Source organism: Beduinella massiliensis, from assembly GCF_900199405.1.
Lineage (GTDB): Bacteria > Bacillota > Clostridia > Christensenellales > Aristaeellaceae > Beduinella > Beduinella massiliensis.
The window spans coordinates 2,800,205-2,814,527 of the sequence record NZ_LT963430.1 but is presented as its reverse complement, the minus strand read 5'-3'; the positions used below and the strand labels follow the sequence as shown (position 1 = coordinate 2,814,527).

Below are 14,323 nucleotides of genomic sequence, written 5' to 3'. Positions count from 1 at the left end.
GGTTATAATGAGGTACACGATTTGACGATGGAGGAATAAGGATGTCCGAGGCTGTTGCGGTGTTGATCCAAGTCGTCAGCGTGCAGGAAGACGCGCAGAAGGAGCGGCAGACCCTGCGGCGGACGTTCAGCGGTGAATTGCGCAGGCTGCCTCAGGGCCCCGCGCTGCGATACGTCGAGCGGGACGAAGAGGGCGCGGAGACGGACGTGGAGATCAGAATCGAGGAGAGGGGCGCGCGCCTTTTGCGGCGGGGAATCTGTGCGATGGAGCTGACGCTCGTTCCGGGTGAAACAAGCCGGAGCGTCTATCAGACGCCCTATGGCGCGATGGATCTTACCGTCAGGACACAGGAAGCGTCCTTCAGCGAGACGGGTGCCGGTGCGAAGGTGGGCCTGCGGTACGACGTGTACGTTCAGGCGGAGCTGCTCTCGCGCAATACGGTACAGGTCACGTACCGGGTCAAGCCATGAAGCGCCTTGCCGACTATAGAAACGAGGCGCGTGAAGCGCTGATACCGGCGCTCGGCGGACGCGGATGCTTCGTGCGCGTGACGCGGGAGGGGCCGCTTTTCCTCACCGATGCGCCGCGCCGAACCGAAACCCCTGAGGCGCTGAATAGAGCGCTCGAAGCGGCGGGGTTTCGTCCTGTCGGCGGACGGAAGGGGATGCTGCATTTCGGCTTGCCGGATGCGGCCTACGCGGTTCCCGAGGATGCGGCGCCCAACGCAGGGCTTTGGAATCAGGCGGCCTGGCGGCGGCAATCGCTTTGCCGGCAGCTGCTGCTTTTCAGGCAGCCGGGCGGGCCGGTCGAGGTACAGGGCCGTCCGCTGGTGGACGGAATGCTCCGATTCCTCGCGGGCGCGGGCACGCTGGAAGGGTTTTTGCAGCAGGCGGCGGCGGCGCAGAGACGGGCTCATCGCAGGGCGCTGTACCTGTGCGGGTTGTACTTGTCAAACGATCTGGCCGGGGACGGCATCGGCGTGCCCTCGGGCGCAAACGCGACCGGCCTGTTTGGGATAGATGGATCAGGAGAAATAAAACCTCCGACCGATTCATAAGGAGGATGAAGTATGAACATTCGATGGCTTGGACATTCTAGCTTTTTGCTGACTGCGGACAACGGACTGCGGCTCGTAACGGATCCCTACGACGAATCTGTCGGTTACCCCTTGCAGAAAACGGAGGCGGACGTCGTGTGCATCAGTCATGAGCACCACGACCACAACAACCGCTTTGGCATCGAGGGGAACCCGATCATCGTGGATCAGACGGGCGAGCACGACGTCTGCGGCGTGCGCATCACGGGCTATTCAACCTGGCACGACGACGTGCAGGGCAATGCGCGCGGCAAGAACATCATGTTTTCGTTTCAGATCGACGGGCTGCACGTGCTGCACATGGGCGACCTGGGCTGCATGCTGGAGGAAGCGCAGATCAAGCAGATCGGCGCGGTAGACGTGCTGATGGTGCCCGTCGGCGGCGTGTACACGATCGGCCCCAGGGAAGCCTGGACGCTGTGCGAACGGATTCATCCCCGGGTGATTCTGCCGATGCACTATAAACTGCCCTGCGTGCAGTACGGCCTTGAGCCCGTGGAGAACTTCCTCGAATGCGCCGGGGTGAAGGACATAAAGCGCGTGGAGTCGCTGTTCATCAACCCGCTGAACCTCTCGCGCCTGGACCCGATTGTGCTGATGCAATACGGCGACGAGGTGCGCGCGAACCGCTACGCCTCTGCGTAAGCGCCCTTGCAGGAGCGTAAAAATAGAAATAAAAAGCAGGCGTGATGGAAGTCATGCCTGTTTTGCCGTTCGTTTGTTCGTCTGCAAATGGAGAAGGGCTCCAGCCCCAGCTGCTGGCGGTACGTGTGGCGCTTTGCATGAAAAAATCCGCCCGGCTTTCATGTCAGAGCGGATTTTTTTTGTGCGAACCTTGCATGATGCTTTAAAACATGGTACTATCCTAAAGAACGCGGCGTTCGGATTTTCTGCTGCATAGCAGGAAGAATCGACTTAAAACGCCGCCCGATGGGCAAAATGAACGGACATTACTTTGGTTATTTTTTAAATTGTGCGTCATGCGGCGGCGCTGGAGATGCTTTCGTACAGGGCGTCAATGGCGTCGCGCAGATTGACGAAAGTGACCGACAGCGAGGAGCCGCCCTGTATCCGGGCGTCGCATTCGTTTAGGAATTCGTCGCACGCGGAGAGCAGCGCTTCGTCGATGAACACCTGACGCCCGCCGTAGATGCCGGTCGTGAGTTCGTTGATCTGGTGCAGAGCGTAGACGTGCTGGCGCACCTGGGCGACCATCGCCGCAACGCTTGAGCTGCTGGCCTGCGTAAGCTGGTAGGCACGCGTCTTTGCGTTGGAGACCTCGTTTTGCGCCTTGGCCACCAGAATCTTGGACGTATTCATGTTTGCGCTTGCCGCCCGGCTATAGGCGATGCCCAGACTGATGCAGGCGATGGCAAGAACCAGCGTCAGCACCAGCAGGATGGACATTCGCTTGCGCATTTTGAGCGAGCTGGTCGATGTGGGATAACGGTACATGACCTAAACCTCCTTTTTTCTCCGGCGTCCGCCGGAGGGCGAACCTACGAATCAGGCGTTCGTGCAGTTCTCAATGACCTGGACGCGCGCAGAGGCGGCGTCTGGAAGGCGGAAACTGTTCCTCCTGTCAGGATATCGTCTTCATTTTAGCACAAAAGCGCAAAGTGGTAAAGGGGAACACAAAATGGCAGATTTTCCAGCCGAAAGTGGTTTTTAAGTGGCGGATTTTGACGAAAAATCGCACGAAGGAGTTCGGAAAGATGAAGAAAAGCCAGGAAATGCTCGCGGACATGTTCGGTCAGAACGTATTTTCCGATAAGGTGATGCAGACGCGCCTGCCGCAGAACGTCTACAAGACGCTGCACCGCACGGTCGACGAGGGCGCTGAGCTCGACCCCGCGATTGCGGAGGTAATCGCCGCGGCCATGAAAGAGTGGGCTGTCGAGCGCGGAGCGACGCATTACACCCACTGGTTTCAGCCGATGAACGGGCAGACCGCCGAAAAGCAGGACGCTTTTCTGACTCCGCACGCGGGCGGCGTGCTGCTCGAATTCACCGGCAAGGCGCTCATCCGCGGCGAGGCGGACGCTTCCTCCTTTCCATCAGGCGGCCTGCGCGCGACGTTCGAGGCGCGCGGTTACACCGCGTGGGACTGCACGTCGCCCGCCTTCATTCGCGAGGATCCGGACGGGGTCATCTCCCTTTGCATCCCGACGGCGTTCTGCTCCTATGCGGGCGAGGCCCTCGACACGCGCACGCCCCTTCTGCGCGCGCAGGAGGCGCTTTCCCGCCAGGCGGTCCGCGTGCTGCGCTGCCTGGGCGATACGCACACCCGCCGGGTCAAGGCCAACGTCGGCCTCGAGCAGGAGTACTTCCTCATCGACCGCGAGCTCTACCGCCGCCGCCGCGACCTGATCTATACCGGCAGGACGCTCTTTGGCGCACGTCCGCCCAAGGGACAGGAGATGGAGGATCAATACTACGCGGCGATCCGCCAGCGCGTTTCCGAGTTCATGGCGGAACTCAACGAGGAGCTGTGGAAGATGGGCGTCGCCGCAAAGACGCAGCACAACGAGGTCGCCCCCTCTCAGCACGAGGTGGCGGTGCTCTTCGACGACGCGGTCGCGGCCTGCGACCAGAATCAGCTGACGATGATGCTGCTGCGCAAGGTGGCGGCACGCCGGGGCATGGCGGCCCTGCTGCACGAAAAGCCCTTTGAGGGCGTCAGCGGCAGCGGCAAGCACAATAACTGGTCGCTTTCCACGGAGGATGGCAGAAACCTGCTGAACCCGGGCAAGCATCCGGAGGAAAACATCGTCTTCCTGCTCTTCTTCATGGCGGTCATCGCTGCGGTGGACGAGCACGCGGGCCTTTTGCGCATGGCTGCGGCGAGCGCGAGCAACGACCACCGGCTGGGCGGCCACGAGGCCCCGACGCCCATGCTCTCCGTGTTCATCGGCGAAGCGCTTTTGCAGATGGTCGAGCACGCCTGCGGTCTTTCCGAGCGCGTATTCAAGGGGCACGGCGAGATCAGCACGGGCGTCACGACGATCCCCAAGCTCTTTGCGGACGATACCGACCGCAACCGCACATCGCCCTTCGCGTTTACAGGCAACAAATTTGAGTTCCGCATGCTCGGATCGTCGGAATCCGCCTCCACCCTGAACACCGTGATGGCGACCGTCGTCGCGGATCAGCTCGCCCAGGTGGCGGACCGCCTGGAAGCGGGGGACGAGCCGGTTGCCGTGCTGCGGGACCTGTTCACGACGCACCGGCGCGTGATCTTCAACGGCAACAGCTATTCGGAGGCATGGCGCGAGGAGGCGAAGCGCCGCGGCCTGGTGGAGTACCCGACGACGGTGGAGGCAATCGAGACGCTGACGACGGAAAAGAGCATCGCGCTCTTTGAGCGTCATGGCGTGCTCACGCGCACCGAGGTGATTTCCCGCGCCGTCGTGCGAGAGGACGCGTACATCAAGACGCTGCGCATCGAAGCGCGCACGATGGTCAAGATGATGCACGAGCTGGTGTTGCCCGCGGCGATGCGCTGGCAAGACGAGCTCGCCCAGCAGAAACGGCATATCGAGGCGGCCGGGCTGAAGACGCCGGTGCAGACCGGGCAGCTTGCCTTCGTGAGCGGGCAGGTGGAGGCGCTCGCGCGGCACCTGGCCGAATTGGAAGAAGCGCTCCGGCGGCTTCACAGCACGGTTTCCTGCGAAAACGCCCGCGAATGGCGGGACGCGGTGCTGCCTACGATGGCGGAAATCCGCGCGGCCTCGGACGCTTTGGAGACGGTGCTGCCACGCGATCTGTGGCCTGTTCCGACCTATGGCGAAATGCTCTTTCACGTATAAGACGAATGCGCGCGCCGCTTTCATTGAAACGGCGCGCGTTTTTTGGTATAATGCCCTACGACAAAGAGAAATCGGGCTCGCCCGAAGATGGAGGCTATCATGGATAAGGCACAGCGCGTGGACGATATGGGCAGCCGGGACGTGGCGCGCGCGGCCGTCATGCTCGCGATGACGCGCACGCGCGAAGAAGAATACCGCCTCAAGGAAGAGTATGCGAAGGAAAATATCCGCACCGCCGCGGTGGACTTCGGCGGCGAATTTCTGACCTCCGTCTCGCGCATGGTGGAGCGCGCGGTCATCGCGGCCAAACGGGAGGGCGTCATCGCCGATACCTCGCATGAGGAGGGCGTCGTCGCCGGGGCGACGCACGAGGCGCTCATGCAGATATCGGACAAGGCGCTGGGGCTGAACGTCGGCGGAAAGATTGGCGTCGCGCGCTGTGAGCAGCACGTGGTCGTCGCGCTCTTCCTCGCGATCGGCCTGGTGCACCTGAATGAAATTTGCCTTGGCATGGGCCATCGCTCGGTATGAGCAGGACAGAGGAAAAGGGGTATGGAAATATGCCGATCAACATCGCTATTGACGGGCCGGTAGGCGCGGGCAAGTCGTCCATCGCCGCCCGGGTCGCGGAAAAACTGCACATTCTGCATCTGGATACGGGCGCGATGTACCGCGCGGTGGGCCTGTACATGCTGCGCCGGGGAATCGATCCGCAGGACGAGCGGGCAGTACGCGAGGCGCTGCCCGGCTGCCGTGTGGACGTCCGCTACGAGGCGGGCAGACAGCGCACGCTGCTTGGCGGGGAGGACGTTTCGGAATTCATCCGCACGCCGGAGGTCTCCGCGGCGACCTCGGCGATCTCCCAATGGCCCGCCGTCCGCGAGCAGATGGTCGCCATGCAGCGGCAGATCGCCCGGGAATGCGACCTGCTCATGGATGGACGGGATATCGGTACGAACGTGCTGCCGCAGGCGACGCTAAAGGTTTTTCTGACGGCGGATCCGCGCGAACGTGCGAGGCGGCGCTATCTGGAGATGCAGGAGAAGGGGATGCCGGACACCTATGAGGAGGTGCTCGCGGCGCTCATCGCCCGGGACGAACAGGACTCCGGCCGCAAGGTCAACCCGCTGCGGCAGGCCGAGGACGCGGTGCTGCTCGATTCGACCCGCATGACGCTGGAGGAAGTGGTCGAGGCGATCACCGGCATGGTAAAGGGGGCGCAGGCATGAGCAAGGATGCGCAGGCCATGGCGAAGCCGCGCCACACGTTCCTGTACAGCTTCGTAATGGCGTTGTACGTCGTGCTCGCCAAGCTGGTGTTCTTCATGCGCTTTTATGGGCGGGAGAACATTCCAAGGGACGGCAATTACATCATCATGGCCAACCACGTGTGCATGCTCGATGCGCTGACGCTGGCCATGTGCAACCTGAGGCGCGAGATTCACTTCATGGGCAAGAAGGAACTGTTCAACAACAAGTTCATGGCATGGGTCTGGACGCAGGTACATGCGTTCCCGGTGGACCGCGGCAATATGGACATGGGTGCCATGCGGACTGCGATGAAGGTGCTGAAGGAAGGCGAGACCCTCGGCATCTTTCCCGAAGGGACGCGCAGCAGGACGGGCGAAATGCTGCCGCTCCTGTCCGGCGCGTCGGTTCTCGCGCTGCGCAGCGGCGTTCCGGTGATTCCGGTGTACATTGCCGGGAAGTACCGGCCTTTTCGGCGCATGCGCATCATGGTCGGCCCCGCCGTGGAGCTCGCGGATCTGCGCCAAAATGGGGTGGATAAGGATGCCTGCGATGTGTTTACGCATCGCCTTGAGGCGTCCTTTGCCCAGCTTCGTGCGCAAAGCGAAAATTTTTAAGGGAAAATTGCTTTTTTTGCAGGAAAAACAAGGGGAATCGCGAATAATTAACGGTATTCGCTCTGAGTGGAGGATGGCGGAGCGATGGGAGGACTATGCAGCTGACGATTGGTAAGCACGCCGGCTTCTGTTTCGGCGTGAAGCGAGCGGTCGAGGCCGCCTTCGCGCTGGCGCAGGAGGGAAAGCCCTGCTATACGCTGGGGCCGCTGATCCACAACCCGCAGGCGGTTCGCCGCCTGGCTGAGATGGGGGTTCGCCCGATCGAATCGCTGGATGAGATCGAGCGCGGCACGGTCATCATCCGTTCGCACGGTGTTAGGCCCGAGGTCTACGCCGAGTGCCGTAGGCGCGGGCTGAACATGGTGGACGCAACCTGCCCGCATGTGGCGCGTGTGCACGAGCTGGTCGAACGCTACAGCCAAACCGGCGATCCCGTCGTCATCGTGGGCGAGGAGGATCACCCGGAGGTCGTGGGCATCGCAGGCTGGGCGCACGGGGACGTATACATCGTGGAGCGCGCTGAGGATGCAAAGAAGGTTCCTCTCCTTGCGCGCGCACTGGTCGTCGCGCAGACGACGATTCGCTCCGACCGCTTTGCGGAGGTTTCGCGCTCGCTCAAAGGCCGCGTTCAGGAACTTACCGTGGAAGACACCATCTGCCGCGCGACGGCGCTGCGCCAGCAGGAAGCCGCCGCCCTCTCCAGGCAGGTCGACGTCATGCTCGTGGTAGGCGGAAAGAACAGCTCCAACACGCGGAAGCTGTTTGAAACCTGCCTCGCGCACTGCAAAAGATCGCTGCTGGTGGAGAGCAGGGACGATATCCCGACGGGTTATTTTAACCCGCGAGATCATATAGGGATAACCGCCGGCGCATCCACGCCGGAATGGTCACTTAAGGAGGTTGTAACCCGCATGAACGACATGGAAAAGGATCAGGTTCTCGAGCAGGCCGATAGCGATTTCATGGCTGATGTCGAGAAGACACTGGTCAAGATCCGCACCGGCCAGACAGTTACCGGCACCATCGTGCAGATCACGGACGACGAGGTTTGCGTCAACATCGGCTATAAGTCCGATGGGCTGATGAAGAAGAGCGACATGATCAATCCCGACGAGTGCAAGATCGGCGATGAGATCGAGGTCGAAGTCGTCAAAGTAAACGACGGCGAAGGCAATGTGGTGCTCTCTCAGCGCAACATCGTGAACCGCAAGAACTGGGACGCACTGATGGAAAAGTACGACGCTGGCGAGTATGTGGAGGGCGTAGGCAAGGAGGCCGTCAAGGGCGGCCTGATCGCAAACGTCATGGGCGTTCGTGCGTTCATCCCCGCTTCGCAGCTTTCTCAGCGCTACGTCGAAAAGATCGAAGAGTTCGTGGGCAAGCCCATGCAGCTCAAGATCATCGAAGTAGACAAGCAGAAGAAGCGCATCGTCGCCTCCCGCAAGGCCTTCCTGGTGGAGGAAGCCGCCGCGAAGAAGAAGGAAGTCTGGGAAAAGCTGCATGAGGGCGACGTCGTTAAAGGCATCGTCCGCCGCCTGACCGACTTTGGCGCGTTCGTCGACATCGGCGGCGTGGACGGCCTGGTGCACGTCACCGACCTGAGCTGGGGCCGCGTAAAGCATCCCTCCGACGTCGTGACGCCGAATCAGGAAATCGATGTGGTTCTCCTTTCGCTCGATCCGGAGCGCGAGCGCATTCAGCTCGGCTACAAGCAGCTGCAGCCGCGTCCGTGGGATGTTGCCGGTGAAAAGTATCCGGTGGGTTCCATCGTCGAGGGTAAGGTCGTGCGCATCACCACGTTCGGCGCTTTCGTCGAGCTGGAGCCGGGCCTGGACGGCCTGGTGCACATCTCCCAGTGCGCGCTTACCCGCATCGCGAAGGTCGAGGACGCCGTTCAGGTGGGCCAGATCGTGCGCGTGAAGGTGCTCAGCGTGGACAGCGAGGCGAAGCGCATCAGCCTGTCCATCCGCGAGGCGTTGGAAGAGGAAGCGTTCAACTACTCTGACGAGATCCCGGGCACGGATCTGGGCTTTGAAGAGGCGCAGCCCGTCGACATCGAAGCGGCCGTTGCCGCGCAGGAAGACGACGCGGAGTAAGGAACATAGCCTGGGGGCTTTCCCATGTGGAGAGCCCCTTTTTCGTTCCGGTAAGAAGAAATAGGTCCCGACCGCGAGGTGCGCAAGCAGGCTTCGGAGAAGGCGTCGGGAATCGTCCGTTTGAGATAAAAGGAGGTATCGTAGTGCGGCGTATTCTTGTGATGAATGGTCCCAATCTGAATTTGCTGGGCGTGCGGGAGCCTGGCATCTACGGCGACGTATCCCTGGAGACGATCAACGCGCGCCTTGAGCGCGAGGCGCGGGCGCTGGATGCGCAGATAGAATTTTATCAGTCTAACCACGAGGGAGACCTGGTGGACTGCCTGCATGCGCACATGGGGCGTGTAGACGGCGTTATCCTCAACGCCGGAGCGTATACCCACACGAGCGTGGCACTGCGCGACGCGATTGCGGCGACAAAACTGGACGTCGTCGAGGTGCACCTTTCCAACGTGCACGCGCGGGAGGAATTTCGGCATCATTCGTACCTGTCACCCGTCTGCAAGGGCGTCATCTGCGGGTTCGGCTGGAAGTCCTACCTGCTTGCCTTGCAGGGCTTGCTGCTGGACGGGCGCTGCTGATCGCGGTGCGGTGGCGGGAGGAGGGGACGCTGCCGTGTTGCCGCCGAAAAAGGACAAAAAAGTTTCAAAAAGTAATTGACAAGTACGCTCTGAACGTGTATAATAATTTACGTTGCTTGAGACATTGCTCGACGGGGTGTAGCGCAGTTTGGTAGCGCACGTGCTTTGGGAGCATGGGGCCGGGGGTTCGAATCCCTTCACCCCGACCATTTACTCAAGAGGCATCGTGGCCCCGTGGTCAAGCGGTTAAGACACCGCCCTTTCACGGCGGTAACAGGGGTTCGAGTCCCCTCGGGGTCACCATTTCATAGGTGTGCCATGTGGGCCTTTAGCTCAGTTGGTTAGAGCGGCCGGCTCATAACCGGTTGGTCCTGGGTTCGAGTCCCCGAAGGCCCACCACATTGTGGCGCGGTAGTTCAGTTGGTTAGAATGCCAGCCTGTCACGCTGGAGGTCGAGGGTTCGAGCCCCTTCCGCGTCGCCACCTTTTTCTGTAAGGGCCGCAACCGTCTCGGTTGAGCAAGCAATGCCGGTGTAGCTCAATTGGCAGAGCAACTGATTTGTAATCAGTAGGTTGCGGGTTCAAGTCCCTTCACCGGCTCCAATTTAATATGGATGGGTTCCCGAGTGGCCAAAGGGAGCAGACTGTAAATCTGCCGTCACAGACTTCGGTGGTTCGAATCCACCCCCATCCACCAATTTGCGGGAATGGCGGAATTGGCAGACGCGCTAGATTCAGGTTCTAGTGAAGATTTCCTTCATGCAGGTTCAAGTCCTGTTTCCCGCACCAATGTAGAAAGAAGTCGATTGCTATAAAGTGATTGACTTCTTTTATTTTTTGTAGCTGTGTGATAAAATAAACCATATAACGTGGGGTGATATTATAGTATGGAAACAGTACCGGCAATTCAAGGGAAACGAATTGCTCTAAGGAAAATACAAGAAAAAGATATCGATGATAGGCTGGTGCTTGAAAGACATCATGAATTTGTACACATGTGCGGATGAGAAACACTAACCGAACCGGAATATCCGGACCGTGACACGTGGGTTAATTGGTATAACAGCACCAAAGTTGCGGATTATTCCTGGGGTATAGACTTAGATGGCCATTGCATCGGTACAGCAGGATTTCATCACTTTTTAGCGGACTGAAAAAAGATAGAATTTTGCGAAAAAGTGCATTTATTGAAGGCAGATACTATTCGGATATAATTATGAGTATTTTAGACTACGAACATGATTGCGATAGTTCAGGTTTCTCCTACAATTAGGGAAAGCAAGTTTTTTGTCTCATCCTTACACATCTTCGGTGAGCAAGTCGCACCCAGCAGGTTTTTTTTATTGTTCAAGCCTATTGCCCACGCTGGCATCTATTTTGTCGCTATAACACATGATAGTGTGGCAATAAAGGTATCAGCCATTTTTCCTTAGTATCCATGCGAGTTTTTCGGGATTTCTAAAGTGCGTTTTGGAAGTCTACTATTATTATGAATTTTTTGTATAAGGAGATTAGATGCAATGAAGTCCTTAATGAAACCTCGTACATTACATAAAGGCGATACAATTATTACTATAAGTCCGTGTAATGGTTGGGCCGGGGATACTGATGTCAGATGGAAATATGAGCTTGGTGTAAAAAGGCTCCAAGAAATAGGTCTTAACGTTATTGCTGCACCGAATTCGCTTAAAGGTACTGATTATTTATCAAGAAATCCGCAGGCTCGGGCAGAAGACTTTATGTGGGCGTTTACAAGGCAAAACGCAAATGCGGTTATAGCAAATATGGGGGGGAATGACAGCATACAGGTTATACCCTACATTGACCCGAAATGTATAGAAGAGAATAACAAAATATTTGTTGGGTATTCTGATGTTATGAATTTACATGTCCTTTGTTATAAGCATGGGCTTTCGACTTTTTATGGCGACAATTTGTTAAATCCCATCGCTGAAGCACAGGGCTGGCATGATTACAGTAAAAAATGGTTTATAGATGTGCTCTTCAGTCATAAAGTTATTGGTACTATACCTCCTGCAAAAGAATGGACATATGAACCTATAAACTATACGGATCCCCAATATATAAGGAAATATTATAAAAATTCTTCGCCTTCTTATGATCTTATACAGGGAAATGGTATTGTACAAGGCAGACTTTTCGGTGGCCATACCGGGCTGATGGAATTAAGCGGAACAATATTAGACTTGTCTCAAAAGGACTTTGAGAATAAAATTTTGTTTCTTGAAGGCATACCCCGGTTCTATACCAAAGATGCTTTATCAAAATTTTTCGATTGGCTGGGGCAGATAAATGCTCTTCAAAAAATCAATGGTGTTATTTTGGGCAAAGCAAATCAAAAAAGCCTATTCCAAGAAGAAAAAAAGGAAATTGTCAGGATAATAAGTGATAAATACGGGCTAAGTAATCTTCCTGTTCTATATGGCTTGAATTTCGGACATTCATCTCCAATCTGTATGCTTCCATATGGGACAATGGCCGAAATAAACTGTGATGAGAAAACTTTTTCTGTTTTGGAAAGTGGAACAATAGAGTATTAGCTTTTTTATCAAGTATCTTTTTTGTCAACGCTTCCCTGCAACCGGAGTTATCGGAATAGATAATTCCGGTTTTTATATTTTGTAATGTATAACGAAAGAAGTTTCCGTATGCAAATATATCTAAATAAGCTTCGCATGATATCGTTCTTTCATGATGTTGTCCGACATTGTTTGAAAGCCTCTATGGTGCAGGCTATATATCTACGCCGCATTTGCTTTCGGGCATATGCTGTCTGGGGAAGGGCGAGTTCATTTGAGGAGAATACGCCGCTTTCTTCATTTTTCTTCGGCTAAAAGTAGATGAATGCCTTTCCGAATTGCTTCCCCTTCGTTATTTCATATTTTTTATAATTGTTGTCACGCGAGGAATAAAGCTAAAAGTATAGGATTTAATGGCTCGTAAAGACACTCCACATTAAAAAATCCGAACCATTCGCTAACAAGTATTACTTGCTGCAAATAATTCGGATTATGTTTGTTTGGTGCGGGAAACAGGACTTGAACCTGCATGAAGTTGCCCTCACTAGAACCTGAATCTAGCGCGTCTGCCAATTCCGCCATTCCCGCATGTCTTTTTTGAAGACGCATTATATTATAACATCGATTTCGCGTCTTGTAAAGATTTTTTTGCTATTCGGTGCGGGCCAACATAAAATGATCGGGCGCGTGTTAAGATAAAAGATGAAGGACCGTAAGGAGGAAATTTTTATGGAGAAAAAGCTGCGGTTTTACCGGTGTGAAGAATGCGGGCATATGGTCGTATCCGTGGACACGACGGAACACCCAATCAGCTGCTGTGGTGAAAAGCTTAAAGAGGTGACGGCGCTGGAGCACGACGGCGCGGTAGAAAAGCACCTGCCGGTCGTTGAAAGGGAAGCAGATGCGGTGAAGGTACAGGTGGGCTCGGCAATCCACCCGATGACGCCGGAACACCATATTGAGTTCATTCTTCTGGAAACGGACAGAGGTTTTACCATGCGCCGCCTCTCTCTGGATGAGGAGCCTGTCGTGCGTTTTGCCCTCAGCGAGAAGGAACACCCTGTCTGCGCCTATGAATACTGCAACCTGCACGGCTTGTGGAGGACGGCTATAGACTGATCGGGCTGCAAGGGGTTTTCGTAAAAATCAGCAGTAAAAAGTGACGAAAGTCACTTTTTTTGTTGCAAAAAGCCCGTTCGGCTGGGCTGGGGAAGCGAGATACTTTATAGGGCGCTTCCGATTCGTTGACAGCGGTAGCCGCGCGTGCTATGCTGTGCCCATAGATCAAACTTCAGGAGGGATTGCATGGACAAGCAGGAAAGGCAGACTTCCGGGGAAAGAAAGGTTCTTTCCATTCTTGAAACGCTGGATACCGTAACCGGGGAGCGGACCGTCCTTTGTGAAAGAGAAGGGCGAATTGAGGCGCCGAATTGGACGCGGGATGGAAGGCTTGTCTACAACGCGGAGGGCTTCATTTGGCTCTTCGATCGGACGAAGGGGACGCATGAACGCCTTGCGTCTGGTTTCGTCGATCGCTGCAACAACGACCATGTGCTGTCGCCGGACGGGACGAAGATCGCCGTCAGCCATCATACGGCGGAGGATGGGCGCTCGCGTGTCTACATCCTGCCGCTGAGCGGCGGCTCGCCAGCGCTCATAACGCCGATGGGGCCCAGCTATCTGCATGGCTGGTCGCCGGACGGAAAGACGCTTGCGTACTGCGCGGAGCGCGGCGGAGAGTACGACGTCTACACCATCCCCGCCGTCGGCGGCGTGGAAACACGTTTGACGGATGCGCCGGGCCTGAACGACGGCCCGGAATACGCGCCGGACGGTAAGGCAATTTGGTTCAATTCCGTGCGCACGGGGCTCATGCAGGTGTACCGAATGGACGCTGACGGAGCGAACCAGACGCAGATGACGTTCGACGAGGACGCGAACAGCTGGTTTCCGCACGTCTCGCCGGACGGCAAGTGGGTCGTCTACATCGCTTACCGCAAGGGCGACGTACAGCCGGGCGATCATCCGGCGGACAAGGACGTGGAGATTCGGATGATGCCCGCGGAGGGCGGGAGACATCAGACGCTGGCCCGGCTGTTCGGCGGTCAGGGAACGCTGAACGTCAATTCCTGGGCGCCGGACAGCCGGCATATCGCTTTCGTCAGCTATCGGTAAAGGCAATGGCAGGCGGCCGATTCTTCTCGCAATGCGCGCGTGCGCGAAACGCGGAAGGCTTGGTCGCCTGCCTCGTCCGTCTGATGTCGGCAGGCTTCCTACGCAGGACGTAAGCCCGTGAAATCAGTTGCGTCAGGACGCAGCCATTGCTATAATGGAGGCA

At 56.8% G+C, this 14,323-nt stretch carries 13 protein-coding genes and 8 tRNA genes; 19 read left to right on the top strand and 2 right to left on the bottom strand.

Translation table 11 applies throughout. From position 1 onward, the window contains the following. The first annotated feature begins 41 nt into the window (after positions 1–41). From C1725_RS13660 to C1725_RS13650, 3 genes are read left to right on the top strand one after another with little or no spacing between them, the layout of a single operon-like run. Entirely contained in the window at positions 42–470 is a 429-nt protein-coding gene (locus C1725_RS13660) for a DUF1934 family protein (protein ID WP_102412131.1), read from the top strand. Continuing rightward, entirely contained in the window at positions 467–1,057 is a 591-nt protein-coding gene (locus C1725_RS13655) for a hypothetical protein (protein ID WP_102412130.1), read from the top strand. The genes C1725_RS13660 and C1725_RS13655 overlap by 4 nt, the downstream gene beginning before the upstream one ends. Positions 1,058–1,069: 12 nt before the next feature. Continuing rightward, positions 1,070–1,741, top strand: coding sequence for an MBL fold metallo-hydrolase (locus C1725_RS13650; RefSeq protein ID WP_102412129.1), 672 nt, complete (start codon positions 1,070–1,072; stop codon positions 1,739–1,741). 333 nt (positions 1,742–2,074) lie between these two features. On the opposite strand, the gene C1725_RS13645 is transcribed toward C1725_RS13650, so the two are convergent. Next, positions 2,075–2,551, bottom strand: a complete 477-nt coding sequence (locus C1725_RS13645) for a hypothetical protein (RefSeq protein WP_102412128.1) — start codon at positions 2,549–2,551, stop codon at positions 2,075–2,077. A gap of 260 nt (positions 2,552–2,811) precedes the next feature. On the opposite strand from C1725_RS13645, the gene C1725_RS13640 reads away from it, so the two are divergent. The 14 genes from C1725_RS13640 to C1725_RS13575 all read left to right on the top strand — a co-directional run bounded on the left by C1725_RS13640 (position 2,812) and on the right by C1725_RS13575 (position 12,006). After that, positions 2,812–4,905: a glutamine synthetase III domain-containing protein gene (locus C1725_RS13640; RefSeq protein WP_102412127.1), complete on the top strand. Its 2,094-nt coding sequence runs from the start codon at positions 2,812–2,814 to the stop codon at positions 4,903–4,905. Between the two features lie 99 nt (positions 4,906–5,004). Then, a complete protein-coding gene (locus C1725_RS13635; RefSeq protein WP_102412126.1) occupies positions 5,005–5,436 on the top strand; it encodes a HutP family protein in 432 nt (143 codons plus the stop codon). Positions 5,437–5,465: 29 nt separating this feature from the next. Further along, positions 5,466–6,134, top strand: a complete 669-nt coding sequence (gene cmk, locus C1725_RS13630) for a (d)CMP kinase (protein ID WP_102412125.1) — start codon at positions 5,466–5,468, stop codon at positions 6,132–6,134. Next, positions 6,131–6,769, top strand: coding sequence for a 1-acylglycerol-3-phosphate O-acyltransferase (locus tag C1725_RS13625; RefSeq protein WP_102412124.1), 639 nt, complete (start codon positions 6,131–6,133; stop codon positions 6,767–6,769). The genes cmk and C1725_RS13625 overlap by 4 nt, the downstream gene beginning before the upstream one ends. A gap of 95 nt (positions 6,770–6,864) precedes the next feature. Further along, positions 6,865–8,865 carry a bifunctional 4-hydroxy-3-methylbut-2-enyl diphosphate reductase/30S ribosomal protein S1 gene (locus C1725_RS13620; protein WP_102412123.1) on the top strand — a complete coding sequence of 667 codons (2,001 nt, stop codon included), beginning with the start codon at positions 6,865–6,867 and terminating at the stop codon, positions 8,863–8,865. Between the two features lie 143 nt (positions 8,866–9,008). After that, positions 9,009–9,446 (top strand): type II 3-dehydroquinate dehydratase, encoded by a 438-nt coding sequence (gene aroQ / locus C1725_RS13615; protein WP_346026674.1) that lies wholly within the window; start codon positions 9,009–9,011, stop codon positions 9,444–9,446. A gap of 132 nt (positions 9,447–9,578) precedes the next feature. Beyond that, positions 9,579–9,655: transfer RNA gene (locus tag C1725_RS13610), tRNA-Pro, on the top strand. 19 nt (positions 9,656–9,674) lie between these two features. Further along, positions 9,675–9,749 (top strand) — tRNA-Glu (locus C1725_RS13605). Between the two features lie 19 nt (positions 9,750–9,768). Beyond that, positions 9,769–9,845 (top strand) — tRNA-Ile (locus tag C1725_RS13600). Positions 9,846–9,851: 6 nt separating this feature from the next. Then, positions 9,852–9,928: transfer RNA gene (locus tag C1725_RS13595), tRNA-Asp, on the top strand. A gap of 44 nt (positions 9,929–9,972) precedes the next feature. Beyond that, positions 9,973–10,048, top strand: a tRNA-Thr gene (locus tag C1725_RS13590). 9 nt (positions 10,049–10,057) lie between these two features. Beyond that, a tRNA-Tyr gene (locus tag C1725_RS13585) sits at positions 10,058–10,142 on the top strand. 4 nt (positions 10,143–10,146) lie between these two features. Next, positions 10,147–10,234, top strand: a tRNA-Leu gene (locus C1725_RS13580). Between the two features lie 731 nt (positions 10,235–10,965). Continuing rightward, complete coding sequence (locus C1725_RS13575) at positions 10,966–12,006, top strand: LD-carboxypeptidase (protein WP_102412121.1); 1,041 nt, start codon at positions 10,966–10,968, stop codon at positions 12,004–12,006. Positions 12,007–12,486: 480 nt separating this feature from the next. On the opposite strand, the gene C1725_RS13570 is transcribed toward C1725_RS13575, so the two are convergent. Beyond that, a tRNA-Leu gene (locus C1725_RS13570) sits at positions 12,487–12,573 on the bottom strand. Positions 12,574–12,714: 141 nt separating this feature from the next. On the opposite strand from C1725_RS13570, the gene C1725_RS13565 reads away from it, so the two are divergent. Both C1725_RS13565 and C1725_RS13560 read left to right on the top strand, forming a co-directional pair. Further along, positions 12,715–13,104: a desulfoferrodoxin family protein gene (locus C1725_RS13565; protein ID WP_102412120.1), complete on the top strand. Its 390-nt coding sequence runs from the start codon at positions 12,715–12,717 to the stop codon at positions 13,102–13,104. 186 nt (positions 13,105–13,290) lie between these two features. Then, entirely contained in the window at positions 13,291–14,160 is an 870-nt protein-coding gene (locus tag C1725_RS13560) for a TolB-like translocation protein (protein WP_102412119.1), read from the top strand. Positions 14,161–14,323 lie beyond the last annotated feature (163 nt).

Excerpts from the sequence above, each read along its gene's own strand:
- C1725_RS13560 (WP_102412119.1), top strand. The coding sequence starts at position 13,291 with ATGGACAAGCAGGAAAGGCAGACTTCCGGGGAAAGAAAGGTTCTTTCC.
- cmk (WP_102412125.1), top strand. The coding sequence starts at position 5,466 with ATGCCGATCAACATCGCTATTGACGGGCCGGTAGGCGCGGGCAAGTCG.
- C1725_RS13650 (WP_102412129.1), top strand. The coding sequence starts at position 1,070 with ATGAACATTCGATGGCTTGGACATTCTAGCTTTTTGCTGACTGCGGAC.
- C1725_RS13645 (WP_102412128.1), bottom strand. The coding sequence starts at position 2,551 with ATGTACCGTTATCCCACATCGACCAGCTCGCTCAAAATGCGCAAGCGA.
- C1725_RS13565 (WP_102412120.1), top strand. The coding sequence starts at position 12,715 with ATGGAGAAAAAGCTGCGGTTTTACCGGTGTGAAGAATGCGGGCATATG.
- C1725_RS13660 (WP_102412131.1), top strand. The coding sequence starts at position 42 with ATGTCCGAGGCTGTTGCGGTGTTGATCCAAGTCGTCAGCGTGCAGGAA.
- C1725_RS13640 (WP_102412127.1), top strand. The coding sequence starts at position 2,812 with ATGAAGAAAAGCCAGGAAATGCTCGCGGACATGTTCGGTCAGAACGTA.
- C1725_RS13635 (WP_102412126.1), top strand. The coding sequence starts at position 5,005 with ATGGATAAGGCACAGCGCGTGGACGATATGGGCAGCCGGGACGTGGCG.
- C1725_RS13625 (WP_102412124.1), top strand. The coding sequence starts at position 6,131 with ATGAGCAAGGATGCGCAGGCCATGGCGAAGCCGCGCCACACGTTCCTG.
- C1725_RS13575 (WP_102412121.1), top strand. The coding sequence starts at position 10,966 with ATGAAGTCCTTAATGAAACCTCGTACATTACATAAAGGCGATACAATT.
- C1725_RS13620 (WP_102412123.1), top strand. The coding sequence starts at position 6,865 with ATGCAGCTGACGATTGGTAAGCACGCCGGCTTCTGTTTCGGCGTGAAG.
- C1725_RS13655 (WP_102412130.1), top strand. The coding sequence starts at position 467 with ATGAAGCGCCTTGCCGACTATAGAAACGAGGCGCGTGAAGCGCTGATA.